Source organism: Bradyrhizobium sp. 63_E2_N1_3 (assembly GCF_052076005.1).
Classification (GTDB): Bacteria; Pseudomonadota; Alphaproteobacteria; order Rhizobiales; family Xanthobacteraceae; genus Bradyrhizobium; species Bradyrhizobium barranii.
This window is the reverse complement of record NZ_CP197235.1, coordinates 1004022-1023836: the sequence shown is the minus strand read 5'-3', so window position 1 is coordinate 1023836 and position 19815 is coordinate 1004022. Positions and strand designations below refer to the sequence as shown.

The window sequence follows — 19815 nt, the reverse complement described above, 5'->3', positions numbered from 1 at the left end:
GACAGGTCCTTCTAGAAGTTAGCCACCGAACCATTTGGCCGGGCCGGTGACGAGAACGGGAAACAGCGTCAGCAAGGCTAGCACGACGAGCTGCGCGATCATGAAGGGCCAGACGCCCCGGATCAGATCATCCATCGAGACGCGGGCAACGCCACAGACGACGTTGAGCACGACGCCGACCGGCGGCGTGATCAGGCCGATCGCGTTGTTGATGATGAAGAGCACGCCGAAATAGACGGGGTCGATGCCGGCCTGCTTGACGATCGGCATCAGGATCGGCGTCAGGATCAGGATCGTCGGCGTCATGTCCAGCGCGGTGCCGACGATGACGACGATGATCATCAGAACGAAGGTGAGGAGGGTCTTGTTGCCCGCGAACGGTTGCACGAGCGCCACGATCTGGTCGGAGATCTCGGCAACCGTGATCAGCCAGGACGATACCAGCGCCGCGGCGACGAGGAACATCACGACAGCCGTGGTCTGCGCGGTCGAGACCAGCAGCGCCGGCAATTGTGCCGGCCTGAGCTCGCGATAGACGCCCATCGCCACCACCAGCGAGTAGACGGCGACGACGACGGCCGCTTCCGTCGGCGTGAAGATGCCGAAGCGCAGGCCGAAAATGATGATCATCGGCAGCATCAGGGCCCAGAAGCCGTCGATCAGCGCGCGCCAGATCTCAGTGAAACTCTTGCGCGGCAGGCGCGCCGGATTCTCCTTGCGCACCACCCACCACCAGGCAAAGCACAGGCCGACGCCGAGCAGCAGGCCCGGCACGATGCCGGCCAGAAACAGCTTCGAGATCGAGACATTGGCGGCGACGCCGAAAATGACGAAACCGATCGACGGAGGAATGACGGGCGCGATGATCCCGCCGGCAGCGACGAGGCCAGCCGCACTGGCGCGATTGTGGCCGGCGGCGGCCATCATCGGCACCAGGAGCGCACCGAGCGCCGCGGCGTCCGCGACCGCCGAGCCCGAGAGTGAGGCCAGAATGCATGACGTCAGGATCGCGACATAGCCGAGCCCGCCGCGGAAATGGCCGACCAGCGCGATCGCGAAGTTGAGGATGCGGCGCGCCAGCCCGCCGGTGTTCATGACTTCGCCGGCGAGGATGAAGAACGGCACCGCCATCAGCGGGAAGGAATCGACGCCGTTGATAACGTTCTGCGCGATGATCTGGGAATCGAACATCGCCAGATAGGTCATCAGCGCGATGCCACAGATGATCAGCGCAAACGCAATCGGCATCCCGATCGCCATGGCGCCGAGCAGCGAGAAGGTGAAGACGGCGACAGTCATGCCTGCTGCTTTCCGCTCGCGGCGCCAGGAGAATGCGGGAGCTCCTCGGACTCGCTGATGGCGATCAGATCGGCATCGGCGACCTGCCCGGTCACGAGCCGATAGAGCTCGTGCACGATGATCACGCAGGAGGAGGCGCCGAACACGATCCCGGCAGCGTAGAACAGGCCGACCGAGAGCCCCGAGGCGGGCGCCACCGTATCCCAGTTCAGCACCGTCTGCTTCCAGGAGCCCTCCGTCAGCAGCACGGAGGCATAGAGCATCAGCGCGTGGCTGAGGCCGTAGCAGACCTTGCGGCCGAACGGCGACAGCACCTTGACGAGGCTATCGACGCCGAGATGGGCATGCTCCTTCAGGCCGATGATCGCACCCAGAAACACCATCCACACGAACAGCCAGCGCGACAGCTCTTCCGAGATCGCAATCCCGGAATTGAAGCCGTAGCGCAGCACGACGTTGCCGAACACCAGCACCACCATGGCGGCGAGCAGCACCGCGATCACCGCGCGGAGCAGCCAGAAATAGGCGTCGACCATCGTTTTCATCATGTCCGTCCTGCTGCGCGTCGGCTTACGGCTTCAGCGCGTGCACGCGGTCGAGTTCACTGTTGAACAGCTTGACGATGGCGGGGTCGTAGTCGGCCGAGAATTTTTCCGCGATCGGCTTGGTCTTCTCGCGCATGCGATCGAGCTCGGCGGGTGCGATCTCGTTGACGGCCATGCCCTTGGCCTTGAGCTCGTCGATCGCGGCAGCGGCCTGCTCGCGGCTGACCTTGCGCTGGTAGTCGCGTGCCTCGATCGCCGCGTCCTGCAAAATCTTCTGCTCGTCGGGCGAAAGACCGTCCCAGAATTTCTTGCTGATCAGGATGATATTGGTCGAATAGGTATGATTGGTGACGCTGAGATATTTCTGCACCTCGAAGAACTTGTTCGACAGGATCACGGAGAACGGGTTCTCCTGGCCGTCGACGGTGCCCGTCTCCAGCGCGCTGTAGAGCTCCGAGAAACTCATCGGCACCGGGTTGGCGTTGAAGGCCTTGAAGGTCTCCAGATAGACCGGGTTCGGGATCACACGGATCTTGATGCCGCCGAGGTCCTCGCCCTTGGTGATGGCACGCTTGCTGTTGGTGACGTTGCGGAAGCCGAGATCCCAATAAGCGAGACCAACCAGCCCCTTCTCGGGCAGCTTTGCCAGCAGCGCCGCGCCGAGCGGACCATCGAGCAGGGCGTCGGCCTGCTGCGGCGTCGAGACGATGAAGGGGAAATCGATCAGGCCGTAATCCTTGACGATGCCGACCAGCGACGTCGTCGCCGGCGACTGCATCTCCTGGGTGCCGGCGCGCAGCGCCGATTGCTGCTGCATCTCGCTCCCCAGCTGGTTGGCCGGATATTCGCGCACCCTGAGCTTGCCGCCGCTCTTGGCCGCGACGATCTCGGCGAATTTCTGCACGCCTTTGCTGACGGGATGGTCGGTGTTGTTGAGGTGCCCCCAGCGGATGGTGCGCTCCTGAATGGCCTGCGCCGAGGCCGGCCCCATCGTGCCCAAGGCGACCGCGCCGATCGCCGCCACCAAAGCCAGACCTTTGAACCGAACGGGCATCGCCCCTCCCCTGTTGATCTCGTTCTTAGGGGCGGGAACGTCTTATATGACGAATTATAAATCAACCTATATTTTTGATTTTATATGATGTTACAAGAAACGCTTGATAAAGTTACGAAATTTGGCAAAACGCAAGTCCAAAGCGCTAGGATGAGGCATGGACACCCTTCCCGACACGACCGCCGAGACGGTGGGCGACAGCGCCTATCGCCGCATCCGCACCGACCTGATCTTCGGCAAGCTGACGCCGGGGCAGAAGCTGAAGCTCGAGCGGATGAGCGGCGCCTATGGCACCAGCATCTCGACGCTGCGCGAGACGCTGAACCGGCTGTGCTCGGAAGGTTTTGTCGTCGCCGAAGGCCAGCGCGGCTTCGAGGTCGCGCCGATCTCGGCGACCGAATTCCAGGAGATCGCGGAGCTGCGCGAGCTGCTCGAGAGCCACATGATCGAGAAGTCGTTCGCGGCCGGCGATCTCGACTGGGAAGCGCACATCGTCTCGGCGCATCACAAGCTCGCGGCGATGGAGCGGTTGCTACTGTCAGGCGAGCGATCCGATGCGGAGAGCTGGAAACAGTGCGATTTCCAGTTTCATCGCGCGCTCGTCGCGGCCTGCGGCTCGAAGGTGCTGCTCGATGCGCATGCCGCGGTCTATGACCGCTATCTGCGCTACCAGATGATCGCCGTGGTGTTCCGCGGCGAGATGGCGGCTTCCGAGCATCGCGAGCTGAAAGAGCTGGCGCTGAAGCGCGACGCCAAGGGCGCGAACAAGGTGCTGCACACCCACATCCATGATTGTGTGGCGCATGCCTTGCGCAATTCGGATTGGTTAAAGCCGGTGGCCGCCGTCAAGGACGCGCGGAGCGAGCCGCGCAGGAAGGCCAAGGCCGGGTAGACCCGCACCGCCGCCAATGGTGCAAAGCAACATTGCCTCTCGCGCGAACTTGATCGGGATCAAGTTTCAAATCGCACGATAGGGCATTTTGCCCAAATGCTCCCCATGCCCAAATGTGGGATAGCGCATAGACTCTAGAGCTGGAAAAGCTCTAAGAAGATGCGCCCTTTTTGGTCAGTTCCGTCTTAGGTTTTGCCGATGGATTACGCCCAGTTCTTCAATACCGCCCTCGATCGTCTCCACACCGAGCGGCGCTACCGCGTGTTCGCCGATCTCGAACGCATCGCCGGCCGGTTCCCGCATGCGCTCTGGCACTCGCCGAAGGGCAAACGCGACGTCGTGATCTGGTGCTCCAACGATTATCTCGGCATGGGCCAGCACCCGAAGGTGGTCGGCGCCATGGTCGAAACCGCGACCCGCGTCGGCACCGGCGCAGGCGGCACCCGCAACATCGCCGGCACCCATCATCCGCTGGTGCAGCTCGAGGCCGAGCTCGCCGATCTCCACGGCAAGGAAGCGTCGCTGCTGTTCACCTCGGGCTATGTCTCGAACCAGACCGGCATCGCGACCATCGCGAAGCTCATTCCGAACTGCCTGATCCTGTCGGACGAGCTCAACCACAATTCGATGATCGAGGGCATCCGCCAGTCCGGCTGCGAGCGCGTCGTGTTCCGCCACAACGACCTCGCCGACCTCGAAGAGAAGTTGAAGGCCGCAGGTCCGAACCGGCCGAAGCTGATCGCCTGCGAAAGCCTCTATTCGATGGACGGCGACGTCGCCCCGCTCGCCAAGATCTGCGATCTCGCCGAGAAATATGGCGCGATGACCTATGTCGACGAGGTCCATGCCGTCGGCATGTACGGCCCGCGCGGCGGCGGCATCGCCGAGCGTGACGGCGTCATGCATCGCATCGACATTCTCGAAGGTACGCTGGCCAAGGCGTTCGGCTGCCTCGGCGGCTATATCGCCGCCAACGGCCAGATCATCGACGCCGTGCGCTCCTACGCGCCGGGCTTCATCTTCACCACCGCGCTGCCGCCGGCGATCTGCTCGGCCGCGACCGCCGCGATCAAGCATCTGAAGACCTCGAACTGGGAGCGCGAGCGCCACCAGGACCGCGCCGCCCGCGTCAAGGCGATCCTCAACGCCGCCGGCCTGCCTGTGATGTCGAGCGACACCCATATCGTGCCGCTGTTCATCGGCGATGCCGAGAAGTGCAAACAGGCATCCGACCTGCTGCTGGAACAGCACGGCATCTACATTCAGCCGATCAACTATCCGACGGTGGCCAAGGGCACCGAACGCCTGCGCATCACGCCCTCGCCCTATCACGACGACGGCTTGATCGATCAGCTCGCCGAAGCGCTCCTGCAGGTGTGGGACCGCCTCGGTCTGCCGCTCAAGCAAAAGTCGCTGGCGGCGGAGTAGGCGTTTCTCCACCCTCCCCTGGAGGGGGAGGGTCGGCTCACATTGAGCGCAGCGAAATGGGAGACGGGGTGGGGTGACAGTCTCTCCACCTCTGACGCTGCTCGTGTGGAAAGATCACCCCACCCCGCTCGCGCTGCGCGCGATCGACCCTCCCCCTCCAGGGGAGGGTAAGCGGGATCCGCGTTCGCCCGCACCTTAACGACAACCCCAATTCCCGCCCCGGTAGGGCATTTCGCTGTCGCTTGCGCCCGCCCAACGCGCTAGATTTGCAGGGAAAATGAGTACGGGCGCCCTCGCGCCCAGGGAGAAGCGCGCTCGCCATGCTGCACGACTGGGGCGTGATCGCTGCCGCCTTCGGCTATATCGGCTTCCTGTTCCTGGTGGCGAGCCACGGCGACCGCCGCTCGCCGGCCGGGCGCGGCCGCGCGTCCGGGCTGATCTATCCGCTGTCGCTCGCGATCTATTGCACCTCCTGGACCTTCTTCGGCTCGGTCGGCTTCGCCACCCGCGCCTCGACCGACTTCCTCGCCATCTATGTCGGCCCGATCCTGATGATCGGGCTCGGCGCGGGCGTCCTGCGCCGCGTGATCCAGCTCGCGAAGGCGCACAACATCACCTCGATCGCCGACTTCATCGGCGCGCGCTACGGCAAGAGCCAGGCGGTGGCGGCAACGGTGGCGCTGATCGCGATCATCGGCTCGGTGCCCTACATCGCGCTCCAGCTCAAGGCGGTCGCCTCCTCGCTCGAAACGATCCTGAGCGAGGACCAGGCGTTCTCCCACATCCCGATCCTCGGCGACATGGCGCTGATGGTGACGCTGGCGATGGCCGCCTTCGCCGTGCTGTTCGGCACGCGGCAGACCGACGCCACCGAGCATCAGCACGGCCTGATGCTGGCGGTCGCAACCGAATCCATCATCAAGCTGATCGCCTTCCTCGCCGCCGGCATCTTCGTCACCTTCTGGATGTTCTCGCCACACGAATTGATCGAGCGCGCGATGAGGACGCCGGAGGCGGTGCGCGCCATCAACTATTCGCCGTCGATCGGCAACTTCCTCACCATGACGCTGCTGTCGCTCTGCGCGATCATGCTGCTGCCCCGCCAGTTCCACGTCAGCGTGGTCGAAAACTCCTCGGATGCCGAGGTCAGCCGCGCGCGCTGGCTGTTCCCGTTCTATCTCGTCGCCATCAATTTGTTCGTGATCCCGATCGCGCTCGCCGGCCTCGTCACCTTTCCGTTCGGCGCGGTCGAACCGGACATGTATGTGCTGGCGCTGCCGATGGAGGGCGGCGCGGGACTTCTCAGCGTCGCCGTCTTCGTCGGGGGGCTGTCGGCGGCGACCGCGATGGTGATCGTCGAATGCGTCGCGCTCTCCATCATGGTCTCGAACGACCTCGTGGTGCCCCTGGTGCTGCAGCGGCGGCCGGAGGGGCGCACCGGCGGCGCCGATTTCAGCGACTTCCTGCTGCGCTCGCGCCGGCTTGCGATCTTCGCCATCATGGTGATGGCCTATTTCTACTACCGCGCGCTCGGCAACACCCAGCTTGCGGCGATCGGCCTGCTCTCCTTTGCCGCCATCGCCCAGCTCGCGCCGAGCTTCTTCGGCGGGCTGTTGTGGCGGCGCGCCACCGCGCGCGGCGCCATCGGCGGCATGCTGGTCGGCTTCGCGGTGTGGCTCTACACCCTGTTCATCCCGAGCTTCATGGATTCCTCGACGGCGGGCATCCTGCTGCTCCAGCACGGCCCGTTCGGCATCGAGGCACTGCGGCCGCAGGCGCTGTTCGGCGCCGACCTGCCGCCGCTGATGCACGGCGTAATCTGGTCGCTGTCGCTCAACATCCTGACCTATGTGCTGCTGTCGCTGGCGCGGCGGCCGTCCTCGATCGAGCTGGTGCAAGCCGATCTGTTCGTACCCAACACGCTCGCGCCGATCTCCCCGAACTTCCGCCGCTGGCGCACCACCGTCACGGTGCAGGACATCCAGACCACGGTCGCGCAATATCTCGGGCCCGACCGCGCCCGGCACTCCTTCGAGGCATTTTCGGTGCGGCGCAATGTGCGCCTGGAATCCGGTGCGCCCGCCGATTTCGAGCTGCTGCAGCACGCCGAGCACCTGATCGCCTCTTCGATCGGCGCGGCCTCCTCGCGGCTCGTGATGTCGCTGCTGCTGCGCAAGCGGACGGTCTCGGCGAAAGCGGCGCTGAAACTGCTCGACGATTCCCACGCGGCGCTGCATTTCAATCGCGAGATCCTCCAGACCGCGCTCAACCATGTCCGCCAGGGCATCGCCGTGTTCGACGCCGATCTGCAGCTGATCTGCTCCAACCGGCAGTTCGGCGATCTCCTGAACGTGCCGCCGCATTTCATCCAGTTCGGCACGCCATTGCGTGAAATCCTGGAATTCATGGGTGTGAGCGAGCCGGACAATCCGGTCGAGCGCGAAGCCATGCTGGAGCGGCGGCTCGCGGCTTACACCACCGACAGCGAGCCTTATCTCGAGCGCCTGCCCGACCGCCACATGGTGATCGAGATCTTGACCAACCGCATGCCCGGCGGCGGCTTCGTCATCACCTTCACCGATGTCACCCCCACGTTCGAGGCCGCCGAAGCGCTGGAGCGCGCCAACGCGACGCTCGAAAAGCGGGTGCGCGACCGCACCGAGGAGCTGACCCGGCTGAATTCCGAGCTGGCGCTGGCCAAGAGCGCGGCCGAGGACGCCAGCATCTCCAAGACGCGCTTCCTGGCGGCAGCCAGCCACGACATCCTCCAGCCGCTGAACGCGGCGCGGCTCTATGTCACCAGCCTGGTCGAGCGCCAGCACAGCGGCGAGGAGACGCGGCTGGTCGAGAACATCGACGAATCGCTCCAGGCGATCGAGGAGATCCTCGGCGCACTGCTCGACATATCGCGGCTGGACGCCGGCGCGATGACGACCTCGATCTCGAGCTTCAAGATGGCCGATTTGATGCGCTCGCTGGAGATCGAGTTTGCGCCGATCGCACGCGCCAAGAACCTCGAGCTCGCCTTCGTGCCCTGCTCGCTGCCGGTCGAGTCCGATCGGCTGTTGCTGCGGCGCCTGCTCCAGAACCTGATCTCCAACGCGATCAAATACACCCCGCGCGGACGCGTGCTGGTCGGCTGCCGCCGCCAGGGCCCTTCGCTGAAAATCTGCGTCTACGACACCGGCGTCGGCATCCCGCCGGTCAAGCGCGGCGAGATCTTCAAGGAATTCCACCGCCTCGAACAGGGCGCGCGGATCGCCCGCGGCCTTGGACTCGGCCTCTCGATCGTCGAGCGTCTTGCACGCGTGCTCAAGCACGGCATCGCCATCGACGGCAACAAGAGCGGCGGCTCGGTCTTCTCCGTGACGGTGCCGACAGCCAAGGCGATCACCCACACCGCTGCCGTCACCAGCGCGACGCCGCTGGCGCGGAGGCCGATCTCGGGCGCCCTCATCGTCTGCATCGAGAACGACGCAGCGATCCTCGACGGCATGCGCACGCTGCTCAAGGCCTGGGACGCCGAGGTCATCGCGGTCGCCGACCCCGAGGGCGCGATCGCCGCGATCGAAGGCGCGGGACGCCGCGTCACCGGCCTGCTGGTCGATTATCACCTCGACCGCGGCAACGGCATTGCCGCCATCCGCGACATCCGCCGCCGCTTCGGCGACGGCATCCCTGCGATCCTGATCACCGCCGACCGCAGCCCCGCAGTGCAGGTCGCCGCGCGCGAGGAAAATGTCGCGGTGCTCAACAAGCCGGTGAAGCCGGCCTCGCTCCGCGCCCTGCTGGGACAGTGGCGCACGCAGCAGATGGTGGCGGCGGAGTAAGACGCGGTCAGTAGTCGGTCGAGACGCTGAGCGCGCGCCACCTCTCGAGCTCGTCGAGCCGTTGCCGGTCCGTCGCAGCGATGGCGTTCACGGCGTCGCTGCCGAGCGCGATCCGCAGCGGTGGGCTGTCCATGTCGACCAGCTCCAGCACGGCGGCGGCGGCTTTCGCCGGATCGCCCGGCTGGCGGCCATCATAATCGCGCTGCATCCTGACGGCCGCGCCAACGACGGCATCGTACTCCGCACGCCCTTCGCCGGTCGCATGCGCTGACTGCGCAAAGCCCGTACGGAAGCCGCCGGGTTCGACGATCGTCACGTGCACGCCGATCAACGCCATCTCGCGCGCCAGCGATTCCGAAAAGCCCTCGATGCCCCATTTCGCGGCCGAATAGGCCGCGCGTGCGGGAGCTCCGATCCGTCCGCCGACGGATGAGAATTGCACGATATGCCCGCGGCGCTGCCGGCGCAGCACGGGAATCGCCGCCTTGGTGACGATGATGGTGCCGAGCAGATTGACCTCGATCTGCTGACGGAACGAGGCCAGGCTCGTGTCCTCGACCGATCCGAGATCGCCATAGCCGGCATTGTTCACGACCACATCGACGCCGCCGAACGCCTCCACGGCGAGGCCGATGGCCCCTTGCGCGGCCGCCTCGTCAGTCACGTCGAGCGTTGCGAGCCGCAGTCTTTCCTCAAAGCGTTCCCGCAGCGGTTCGAGCGGACCGAGATTCCTGGCAGTGGCAACCACCCGGTCGCCCGCCGCAAGCGCGGCTTCCGTGATGGCGCGTCCGAGCCCGCGCGAGCTGCCGCTGATGAACCAGATCTTTGACACGGTGGGCTCCTGACCGCTCAAGGCGCAAGCCGGGTGAAAACGTAATCGTGGCTCTTGGCGCGGGCGTCGTGACAGCCGAAGCAGGTGCGGTGCTGTGCCTCGTCGACCGGCTTGCCATTGATGAAACGGCCAAAGCCCCAACCGCCGGTGGACGCATATTTCCTGGAATCCTTGACCATCACCTGCACCGTGGTGGCCGCGCCGGGGATCGTTGCGGATGCGAATTCCGGCGACTGTTTCCGTTTCCAGGCGCGCTTGACCAGAATGGTGCCATCCGGGAACGGAAGTTTTCCGGCCTGATAAGCATCGATCGCGGTCTGGTTGCCGACAACGGCGCGAAGCTCGTCGAGCGGTGCCGCCTCTTCGGCCGGCGCAATCAGCTCCCACTGCTTGTAACCCGCAGGAATCGTGACGCCGAAGATCGGGGAAGCGTCTGCCGTGTTGCCTTGTGTCGGCCCCTCGGCAAGGGCAATCGAGACCAGATAGGGCACGCAAGTCAGGAGAACGACGAGAAGGAGCGCGGCAAGCGTGATAGCCGTCGCATAAGAGCGCTTTTTCTTGTCGGGTTTGATGGACGTCATGACGTTCCTTCATGCTGGGATCGCGGCATAGCCTCGGTCCAGCCGCGCTGGACCGAGGCATCGAATGAACGCTCAGGCGCCGTCGGCGTCGATGACGGCCTTGGCGAAGGCTTGCGGCGCTTCCTGCGGCAGATTGTGGCCGATGCCGCCGGTGATCAGGCGGAAGTCGTACCGGCCTGAGAACCTCTTGGCATAGGCGCTGGGGTCGGGATGCGGCGCACCGTTGGCGTCGCCCTCCATCGTGATCGTCGGGACGCTGATCACCGGAGCTGCGGCGAGCTTCTTCTCGAGCTCCTCGTATTTGGCTTCGCCCTGGGCGAGCCCGAGCCGCCAGCGGTAATTGTGGATCGTGATGGCGACATGATCCTTGTTGTCCAGCGCCGCCGCGCTCCGGTTAAAGGTCGTGTCATCGAACTTCCATTGCGGCGAGGCGAGCTTCCAGATCAGTTTTGCGAAATCATGCGTGTACTTCTCGTATCCGGCGCGGCCGCGCTCGGTCGCGAAATAGAACTGGTACCACCATTGCAGCTCGGCCGACGGCGGCAGCGGCGCGTTGCCCGCGGCCTGGCTGGAGATCAGATAGCCGCTGACCGACACCAGCGCGCGGCAGCGATCCGGCCACAACGCAGCGATGATATCGGCGGTGCGCGCGCCCCAGTCGAAGCCGGCGATAACAGCCTTCTTGATGTCGAGCTTGTCCATCAGCGCGATGATGTCGACGGCCATGGCGGCGGGCTCGCCGTTGCGCAGCGTCTCGCTGGAGAGGAAGTGCGTGGTGCCATAACCGCGCAAGTAAGGGATGATCACGCGATAGCCGGCCTTTGCCAGGATCGGCGCGACATCGACGAACGCGTGAATGTCGTAAGGCCAGCCGTGCAGCAGGATCGCCACGGGGCCGTTCGAGGGACCTGCTTCCGCATAGCCGACATTGAGGACGCCGGCGTCGATCTGCTTGATCGGACCGAACGACGCATTCGATGCGGACGACTTCGGCGCGTCCGTTTCGGCACGGGCGAGGTCGATCACGCCGAAACCGACGGCGACGGTTCCCGCGGCGACGCCGAAAAATTTGCGGCGGTGCTGGTCGATGATCTGTTTCATGGTGGTGCTACCTTGTGGATGGTTGGTGATGTCCGTCAGATCAGCGCGACCGTGACGTCGATATTGCCGCGGACGGCCTTGGAATAGGGGCAGGTCTGGTGCGCCTCATCGACGATGCCGCGCGCGATCTCGCGATCGAGGCCCGGCAGGCTGACGTTGAGGCGTGCGCTGAGCGAATAGGCGCCCTCGTCGAGCACGAGATCGATCTCCGCATCGATCGCGCATTTCCGGGGAAGCTCGATCTTGCGCTTGCGCGCCGCGATCTCCATCGCGCCTTCGAAGCAGGCCGACCAGCCGGCCGCGAACAATTGCTCGGGATTGGTGCCGATGCCAGTGCCGCCCGGCGGCGACAGCTTGACGTCGAGGCGGCCGTCGGAACTGCGCGATATGCCGTCGTGTCGTCCGCCGCTGGTGTGGGTGCTGGCCGTGTAGAGCAGTTTTGCCGCCTGCGTCATGAAGGTCTCCTTGCCGTCGGGAAACTGACTAGCAGCGGCCGCGGCAGGACACCCGTTTGGACTTGTGAGAAGTTGTGAGGCCCCGGCGCGCAGCCCCGCCACGAGGCCTGCATCAGCGGTCTGATGCCGATGCAGGTGCGGCCTTGCCCGATTGCGATCATCTGGCTATCCGGTCCGTTTGAAAGGACAACATTTCGCCATGACCGAGCCGGCCGGCACCGCAACGGGAACCCAATCGTTCGGGCCATTCACCGTGACATCGCATGAAAGGCTCGTGATGCGCGACGGCGTCGCGCTGCCGCTCGGCGCGAAGGCCTTCGACACGCTGATCGCGCTGATGTCGCGGCCGAACGAGGTCGTCAGCAAATGGGACCTGATGGCGCTGGTGTGGCCCGGCCTGACCGTCGAGGAAGCCAATCTGCGCTTTCACGTCGCAGCCCTGCGCAAGGCGCTCGGCGACGGCAAGGACGGCGCCCGCTACATCACCACGCTCTCTGGCCGCGGCTATTGCTTCGTGGCGCCGATCTCCAAGGCGGAAATCGCGGCAGAGCGGCGTCCCGCGCAGCGAACGGAATTACCGCCCGTCAAGCTGCCGAACCGGCTGCAACGGATGGTCGGGCGCGACGATGCGGTCGCCGCCGTCTCCGACAAGCTCATCGGCTCGCACTTCGTCACGATCGTCGGCCCGGGCGGCGTCGGCAAGACCGCCGTTGCGGTGGCGATCGCGCACGACCTGCTCGAGACTTTCTCCGATGCCGCGCATTTCGTCGACCTCGCCGCGCTCAGCGATCCCGATCTCGTGATCACCTCGATCCTGCTGATGCTGGGCTTGCCGGCGCAGACCGACGATCCGCTGCCGGCACTGCTCGCGCATCTCGGCGACAAGCGGATGCTGCTGATCCTGGATAATTGCGAGCATGTCATCGCCGCCGCGGCGCCGCTGGCAGCCGAAATCTTTCACGCCGCACCCCATGTCCATATCCTCGCCACGAGCCGCGAGGCCCTGCGTGTCGAGGGCGAGCAGGTCTACCGGTTGGCGCCGCTCGCCGTTCCGCCTGACAATCCCGGGCTGACCGCGGCTGCCGCGCAGACCTATCCCGCGCTTCAGCTCTTCCTCGAACGTGCCATGGCCGGCGGCGCGCAGATCGCGCTCGATGACGTCAATGCCGCGATCGTCGCAGGGATCTGCCGCAAGCTCGACGGCATGGCGCTGGCGATCGAGCTCGCCGCCGGCCGGATCGAGGCCTACGGACTGGAGCAGACGGCCGCACTGCTCGACGAACGCCTCAATCTGCTCTGGCAGGGCCAGCGCACCGCGCCGCCGCGGCAGAAGACGTTGCAAGCGACGCTGGACTGGAGCTACGGGCTCCTGTCCGACACCGAGCGCCTCGTGCTGCGCCGGCTTGCCGTCTTCGCCGGTCACTTCACCATCGACGCCGCGCTCGAAATCGTGCCGGACGAGCGCGTCGACCGCTCGCGCCTGTTCGATGCCATCGACAGCCTGGTCGCCAAGTCGATGGTCGCGCCGCGACCGGTCGGCGCCATGATGCGCTACCGTCTGCTCGACACGACGCGCGCCTATCTGCTCGAGATCGAGCCGAACGAGACCGCGCTTGCCGCCCGCCACGCAACCCACTACCGGCGATGGCTGGAGCAGGCCGGCACGACATGGGCGACGGTGCCGAGCGCCGACGAACGCGCGATCCATTTCTCCGCGCTTCACAACGTGCGCGCCGCGCTGGACTGGTGCTTCGGCACGGACGGCGATGTCGGCATCGGCATTGCGCTCGCCGCCGCGGCGGCTCCGATCTTTCTCGCGATGTCGCTGCTGATCGAATGCCGGCGCTGGTCGGAACGGGCGCTGCTTGCGATCGATCCGTCCTCGCGCGGCAGCGCTGAGGAAATGCACATCCAGGCCGCCCTCGGATTGACCTTGATGTTCACGCGTGGCGGCAGCGAAGCTGCGCGTGGCGCCCTGAGCAGGAGCCTGGCGATCGCCGAGGCTCGCGGCGACGCGGCGAACCAGCTCCAGCTGCTCGGCCGCATGCACATCTTCCACGAGCGGATGGGACAGTTCGACGCCGCGCTCGGTTATGCGCAGCAGAGCCTCACGGTCGCCGAGACGCTCGGCGACGCCGCCTCCATCGCCCTCGCCCATTCGCTGCTGGGTGTCTCCTTGCATCTGGCCGGCGAGCATCGCGACGCCCTGAGCATGCTGGAGGCCGCCTGGCACGGGCCGGGTACGGAGCGGATCAGCACTGTCCACGGCTTCGATCACCGCAACCGGGCCGGCATCTCGCTCGCGCGCGAGCTTTGGTTGCAGGGCCGGCCGGCGGATGCGCGGCAACTGGCGCAGCAGACGGTCACCGAGGCCGCGCAGATGGACCATCCGATCACGCTCTGCATCGCACTGATCTGGGCGGTCTCGATCGATCTCTGGAGCGGGGATCTCGACGGCGCGGAAGAGAACCTCGACCGCTTCATCGCACATGCCGAAACGCGCTCGATGGGCCCTTATCTCGCGGTCGGCCGCGGCGTCAAAGGCGAGCTGGCGATCCGGCGCGGCGACGCCGCTGGCGGCGTCGAGACGATACGGGCCTGTCTGCGCGAGCTCCACGACGCCGGCTACGAGCTGCTCACCACGACGTTCAACATCGCGCTCGTGCATGGCTTGTTGGCGCTCGGGCAGATCGAGCGGAGTGCGCGCCTGATCGACGACGCGATCGGCCTCGTCGAGCAAGGCGGCGATCATCTCTACATGCCCGAGCTGTTGCGCATGAAGGGTAATGTGTCGCTGACACTGCCGGAGCCGGCCACCGATGAGGCTGAGAACCACTTCAGGCAATCGCTTGACCTGAGCCGCCGCACCGATGCGAAAGCCTGGGAGTTGCGAGCGGCGATCGATCTCGCGAAATTGATCGCCGGGCGCGGCCAGCGCGCGGACGCGAAGAGGTTGCTTCGATCGGCGCTCGGAGGTTTCTCCGACGGGTCACGGACCTCGGATATCGGGATCGCCAGCAAGTTGTTGGAGACTCTCTAGGAAGCGCACCGGCGGCCAGGCGCCGGCCGAAACGGTATCTCAATGTTCGAGGGTCGCGCCGCGTGTCCCTGCGACATCCTCTCTCGTTGCAACTCCCGGGAAATGAACTAGCATCAACCACTGCGAGCATTTTATCGCATGTTGAACCTATTCAGTTGATTGCCTTTAGCACGTCCATTTCAATCATCCGGAGCCACGACAATGGCAGGGTCCAGCCTCGAGGATACACTGGCCGCGATTGGCTATGTCAAAGTGATTGTCACAATGAAGGACAGGGCGTCGGCCGCCGCCACGTCCGAGATCGCGATGCAGGATCATTTCATCGCGCCGGACACTGCCCAGACACAGAGTCTCGTGGCGGCGGCAACGCGCTCCGCCGGCCGCCAAATCAGAGGAGCGGAGAGCCTGGCCGAGCGCCGCGTGCGCATCTACCCCAACCTTGGACTCGCAGTCGGCAGCGTGGATGCCAGCGGCCTCGTTTCGCTCCAGGCTGATCCGCAAGTGGGCAAGGTCGACAAGGCTCCGGAGATCAGCCTGATCAAACCGGTCGAAGCCCGTCCAATCAAGACCGGGGTCGGTCCGACCTGGGGCATCAAGCGCTTGAACGTGGAACGCCTTTGGCAGGCGGGTTTCACCGGCCAAGGCGTGGTGGTTGGTCACCTCGATACCGGCGTCGACGGCAAGCATCCGGCATTGGCCGGAGCCATCAAGAAGTTTGCCGAGTTCGACCTGGCGGGAGATCAGGTTCCGAACGCACCGGCCCGCGACAGCGGCGTACACGGCACTCACACCGCGGGCACGATCGTCGGCCGGCCGGTCAGCAAGGGTCGCTTCGGCGTCGCACCGGATGCCCAGCTCGCGAGCGCGATGGTGATCGAGCGCGGGCAGGTGATCGAACGCATCCTGGCCGGCATGGACTGGGTGATCGGCGAAGGCGCCCGAGTCCTGAGCATGTCGCTCGGACTACGCGGCTTCACGCCGGCATTCCAGAGTGTGATCGATGCCTTGCGCGCCGCCAACGTTCTGCCGGTCATTGCGTCCGGCAATGAGGGCCCCCGGACCAGCCGCTCGCCGGGCAATTACGCGAACGTGTTGTCGATCGGCGCGATCGACGTGCACGACGTCGTGCCTGATTTCTCCAGCAGCCAGAGCTTCAATCGCGCGATCAGCCCATTGTGCCCGGCGATCGTCGCACCGGGGGTCGCGATCACGTCCTGCGTTCCCGGCAAAAAGTACGAGACCATGAATGGGACGTCGATGGCGACGCCCCACGTCGCGGGTCTTGCAGCCCTTCTGCTGCAAGCGAGGCCGACTGCAACGGCGGACCAGCTCGAAGCCGCCATCATCGGATCCTGCGCGCGCCCCGAGGCGATGGAAGAGGCCCGCGCGAACCATGGGGTGCCCGATGCCGTCAGGGCCTACGAGCTCCTGACCGGGTCGCAGCTCCCCGCCGCGCAGGTGAGCGTCGCGCCCCGGCGGCGCACGCCCGCGAAAAAGCGCTCTGCGAGGGGGCGCTCGTCGTCGCATCCACCGCGCAGCGTCGCCAAGAAGATGGCACGCCGGCCGAAGGTTGCCGCATCGCGGCGCCCCGCGCGCAAGAAGAGCCCTTCGAAGCGCCGTCCCGCCTGACTCCACGGCAATTCTTGTTGCGGCCAGCTAAAAGCCGGCCGCAATAAGCGCTATATTGGCCAGGCCGCCAGGGATTCCCGCACAGGAGCCGGCCATGACCGACAAGACAAAGCCTTCGCCCGAATGGGAAGGTAAGGCTGTCGTCAATCGATTGCGCCAAGCCACCAAGCCCGGCCAGCCTTCGTCAGTTCAGGTGTTCCTGAACGATGACGTTGCCGCGAGCGACCTGCCGGAGAAGGCAAGGGAAATCGTCACTGACATGAGCGCTAGCCTCGATCTGCCGGCCAATGCGATCAAGCTCGGCAAGGTGTTTCGCTTGGCCAAGTCGTTTTCGGTGTCGACCGACGTACCCGACGTCTTCGACGCCCTTGCAAGGCACGGCGACGTCAAGAGCATTTTGGAATCGGTACAGCCGGATATCCTGCCCAAGCCGACGCGCGAAAAAGGCGACTGACCCGATCGCGGTTTACGATCCCGTCGGGGTGCCCTGCTTCCACTGCCCGCCGGCGATCTTCGCCGCGGCAATTACCGCCTGGGTGCGGCTCTCGACGCCGAGCTTTTGCAGGATCGCCGAGACATGCGCCTTGATGGTGGCTTCGGAGACGCCGAGCTCGTAGGCGATCTGCTTGTTGAGCAGCCCTTCCGACAGCATCATCAAGACCCGGACCTGTTGCGGCGTCAGCGTCACCAGGCGGTCGCGCAGGCGCGTCATGTCGGGATCGGCGGCGGCCGATAGATCGGTGTCGGTGGGAACCCAGACGTCCCCCTCCATCACCTTGAGGATCGCGTCGCGCAAGGTCTCGACGCCGAATCGCTTCGGGATGAAGCCGGAGGCGCCGAAATCGAGCGAGCGGCGAATCGTGGCGCTGTCGTCGGAGGCCGAGACGATCACCACCGGGATGGCCGGGTACTGCGCGCGCAGATAGATCAGCCCGGAAAAGCCGGAGATCCCGGGCATCGAGAGGTCGAGCAGGACCAGATCGACGTCGGATGTCTGTTCCAGCAGCTTGGTGAGATCCTCGAACGATCCCGCCTCGTCGATCCTGGCCGAGGTCAGGACGCCCGCCACCGCTTGCCGCAACGCGTCGCGGAACAGGGGATGGTCATCGGCAATGACAAGATGGGTCGAAGGAGCGCTCATCGTTCTCTTGCTGGCATTCACACCGGGCCAGTAGGCCGGCCCGGGGCCTTGGTCAATTCTTTCCCGACCGGCCGTGGCATGCAAGTGGGCATTATCCCTTTGCGGGAACGGGGTTAACCCATGGTCGAGCACGATCGTGCCGGATTGAAAGGTCCGCGGCGTCAGGTGCGCGTCAGTGCGCAAGGCCGAAAGTCGTATTGGGGCGGGTTTCACGCCGATGTTACCTTGGAGCCAAGACCTGGGTTGATCCGGCATGACCGGGTATCCGGGGCGCGAGGAAACGCATTTCGGGGAGCGACTCAACATGTCGACAATGGCTGTGTCTCAAGCGGGCGCGGGAGGAATGACGAAGGACGAACGGTTCGTCATTCTCGCCTCCTCGCTCGGTACCGTCTTCGAGTGGTACGACTTCTACCTCTACGGTTCGCTGGCCGGCATCATCGGCGCGCAGTTCTTCTCGGCCTATCCGCCGGCAACCCGCGACATCTTCGCGCTGCTGGCCTTCGCCGCGGGCTTCCTCGTCCGTCCGTTCGGCGCCATCGTGTTCGGGCGCGTCGGCGACATCGTCGGCCGCAAATACACCTTCCTCGTCACCATCCTGATCATGGGTCTGTCGACCTTCATCGTCGGCCTGCTGCCCAATGCGGCGACCATCGGCATCGCGGCCCCGATCATCCTGATCGCGCTGCGCCTCGCCCAGGGCCTGGCGCTCGGCGGTGAATATGGCGGTGCGGCGACCTATGTCGCGGAGCACGCGCCGAACGGCAAGCGCGGCTATTACACCTCGTTCATTCAGACGACGGCCACGCTCGGCCTGTTCCTGTCCCTGCTGGTGATCCTGTTCACCCGCAGCGCGATCGGCGAAGCCGATTTCGCGGCCTGGGGCTGGCGCATCCCGTTCCTGGTCTCGGTGCTGCTGCTCGGCATCTCGGTCTGGATCCGGCTCCGCCTCAGCGAATCCCCGATCTTCCAGAAGATGAAGGACGAGGGGAAGAGCTCGAAGGCGCCGCTGACGGAAGCCTTCGGCAACTGGCAGAACGGCAAGCTCGTTCTGCTCGCGCTGCTCGGCGGCGTGATGGGCCAGGGCGTGGTCTGGTACACCGGCCAGTTCTACGCGCTGTTCTTCCTGCAATCGATCCTGAAGGTCGACGGCTATACCGCCAACCTGCTGATCGCCTGGTCGCTGCTGCTCGGCACCGGCTTCTTCATCGTGTTCGGCGTGCTCTCCGACAAGATCGGCCGCAAGCCGATTATCCTCGGCGGCTGTCTGATCGCGGCGCTGACCTTCTTCCCGATCTTCAAGATGATCACCACCAACGCCAACCCGGCGCTGGAAAAGGCGATCGAGTCGGTCAAGGTCGACGTGGTGGCGGATCCCGCGGGTTGCGGCGACCTGTTCAACCCGGTCGGCACCCGCGTCTTCAGCGCGCCCTGCGACACCGCACGCGCCTACCTGTCGGGCGCGTCGGTCAAGTACTCGACCTCTTCCGGCCCGGCCGGCTCCGGCGTGAAGGTGGTGGTCAACGGCAAGGACATCGCCTACGCCAACGCCAAGGACGGCAATCCCGCGCTGCTCGCCGCAGTGCAGGCAGCCGGCTATCCGAAGCCGGGCGATGCGGGCATCGTGAAGATGTCGCATCCGTTCGACATCTTCCGTCCGCAGGTGGCCGCGACCGTCGGGCTGCTGTTCATCCTGGTGATCTTCGTCACCATGGTGTACGGCCCGATCGCCGCGATGCTGGTCGAACTGTTCCCGACCCGCATTCGCTACACCTCGATGTCGCTGCCCTACCATATTGGTAACGGCTGGTTCGGCGGCCTGCTGCCAGCGACCGCGTTCGCGATCGTGGCCTCGACCGGCGATATCTATGCGGGTCTCTGGTATCCGGTCATCTTCGCATCGATTACCGTCGTGATCGGCTTCTTCTTCCTGCCCGAGACCAAGGACGTCGACATCAAGGCGACCTGATCGACAGCAGCGACCGACA

15 protein-coding genes are annotated in these 19815 nt (G+C 65.2%); 7 read left to right on the top strand and 8 right to left on the bottom strand.

Features of this window, described 5'->3' with window-relative positions:
* Positions 1-18: 18 nt before the first annotated feature.
* From AB7531_RS04710 to AB7531_RS04700, 3 genes are read right to left on the bottom strand one after another with little or no spacing between them, the layout of a single operon-like run.
* Entirely contained in the window at positions 19-1299 is a 1281-nt protein-coding gene (locus tag AB7531_RS04710; protein WP_063980786.1) for a TRAP transporter large permease, read from the bottom strand.
* Positions 1296-1844 carry a TRAP transporter small permease gene (locus AB7531_RS04705; RefSeq protein ID WP_063986054.1) on the bottom strand — a complete coding sequence of 183 codons (549 nt, stop codon included), beginning with the start codon at positions 1842-1844 and terminating at the stop codon, positions 1296-1298. The genes AB7531_RS04710 and AB7531_RS04705 overlap by 4 nt, the downstream gene beginning before the upstream one ends.
* 25 nt (positions 1845-1869) lie before the next feature.
* Positions 1870-2898, bottom strand: coding sequence for a TRAP transporter substrate-binding protein (locus AB7531_RS04700; protein WP_063980785.1), 1029 nt, complete (start codon positions 2896-2898; stop codon positions 1870-1872).
* 157 nt (positions 2899-3055) lie between these two features.
* Between AB7531_RS04700 and AB7531_RS04695 the strand changes: the two genes are divergently transcribed.
* The 3 genes from AB7531_RS04695 to AB7531_RS04685 all read left to right on the top strand — a co-directional run bounded on the left by AB7531_RS04695 (position 3056) and on the right by AB7531_RS04685 (position 9048).
* A complete protein-coding gene (locus AB7531_RS04695) occupies positions 3056-3790 on the top strand; it encodes a GntR family transcriptional regulator (protein ID WP_063980784.1) in 735 nt (244 codons plus the stop codon).
* 198 nt (positions 3791-3988) lie between these two features.
* The gene (hemA, locus tag AB7531_RS04690; RefSeq protein ID WP_028148697.1) at positions 3989-5218 is read left to right on the top strand and encodes a 5-aminolevulinate synthase; all 1230 of its coding nucleotides are present in this window, start codon (positions 3989-3991) and stop codon (positions 5216-5218) included.
* 320 nt (positions 5219-5538) lie between these two features.
* Entirely contained in the window at positions 5539-9048 is a 3510-nt protein-coding gene (locus AB7531_RS04685) for a PAS domain-containing hybrid sensor histidine kinase/response regulator (protein WP_247316305.1), read from the top strand.
* Between the two features lie 7 nt (positions 9049-9055).
* Here the strand turns inward: AB7531_RS04685 and AB7531_RS04680 are convergent, their stop codons facing one another.
* From AB7531_RS04680 to AB7531_RS04665, 4 genes are all read right to left on the bottom strand, one after another.
* Positions 9056-9880, bottom strand: coding sequence for an SDR family NAD(P)-dependent oxidoreductase (locus tag AB7531_RS04680; protein WP_063986053.1), 825 nt, complete (start codon positions 9878-9880; stop codon positions 9056-9058).
* A 17-nt stretch (positions 9881-9897) separates the two neighbouring features.
* Positions 9898-10461: a cytochrome P460 family protein gene (locus tag AB7531_RS04675; RefSeq protein ID WP_063980783.1), complete on the bottom strand. Its 564-nt coding sequence runs from the start codon at positions 10459-10461 to the stop codon at positions 9898-9900.
* Between the two features lie 72 nt (positions 10462-10533).
* Positions 10534-11562 carry an alpha/beta fold hydrolase gene (locus AB7531_RS04670; protein ID WP_063980782.1) on the bottom strand — a complete coding sequence of 343 codons (1029 nt, stop codon included), beginning with the start codon at positions 11560-11562 and terminating at the stop codon, positions 10534-10536.
* 35 nt (positions 11563-11597) lie between these two features.
* Positions 11598-12017, bottom strand: a complete 420-nt coding sequence (locus AB7531_RS04665) for an organic hydroperoxide resistance protein (RefSeq protein ID WP_063980781.1) — start codon at positions 12015-12017, stop codon at positions 11598-11600.
* 199 nt (positions 12018-12216) lie between these two features.
* Between AB7531_RS04665 and AB7531_RS04660 the strand changes: the two genes are divergently transcribed.
* The 3 genes from AB7531_RS04660 to AB7531_RS04650 all read left to right on the top strand — a co-directional run bounded on the left by AB7531_RS04660 (position 12217) and on the right by AB7531_RS04650 (position 17140).
* Positions 12217-15057: an ATP-binding protein gene (locus AB7531_RS04660; protein WP_063980780.1), complete on the top strand. Its 2841-nt coding sequence runs from the start codon at positions 12217-12219 to the stop codon at positions 15055-15057.
* A 501-nt stretch (positions 15058-15558) separates the two neighbouring features.
* Entirely contained in the window at positions 15559-16686 is a 1128-nt protein-coding gene (locus AB7531_RS04655; RefSeq protein ID WP_245328527.1) for a S8 family peptidase, read from the top strand.
* Positions 16687-16780: 94 nt separating this feature from the next.
* The gene (locus AB7531_RS04650; RefSeq protein WP_028148705.1) at positions 16781-17140 is read left to right on the top strand and encodes a hypothetical protein; all 360 of its coding nucleotides are present in this window, start codon (positions 16781-16783) and stop codon (positions 17138-17140) included.
* Between the two features lie 12 nt (positions 17141-17152).
* On the opposite strand, the gene AB7531_RS04645 is transcribed toward AB7531_RS04650, so the two are convergent.
* Entirely contained in the window at positions 17153-17827 is a 675-nt protein-coding gene (locus tag AB7531_RS04645) for a response regulator (RefSeq protein WP_014498490.1), read from the bottom strand.
* Between the two features lie 343 nt (positions 17828-18170).
* On the opposite strand from AB7531_RS04645, the gene AB7531_RS04640 reads away from it, so the two are divergent.
* The gene (locus AB7531_RS04640) at positions 18171-19796 is read left to right on the top strand and encodes an MFS transporter (RefSeq protein ID WP_175627402.1); all 1626 of its coding nucleotides are present in this window, start codon (positions 18171-18173) and stop codon (positions 19794-19796) included.
* The last annotated feature ends 19 nt before the right edge of the window (positions 19797-19815 follow it).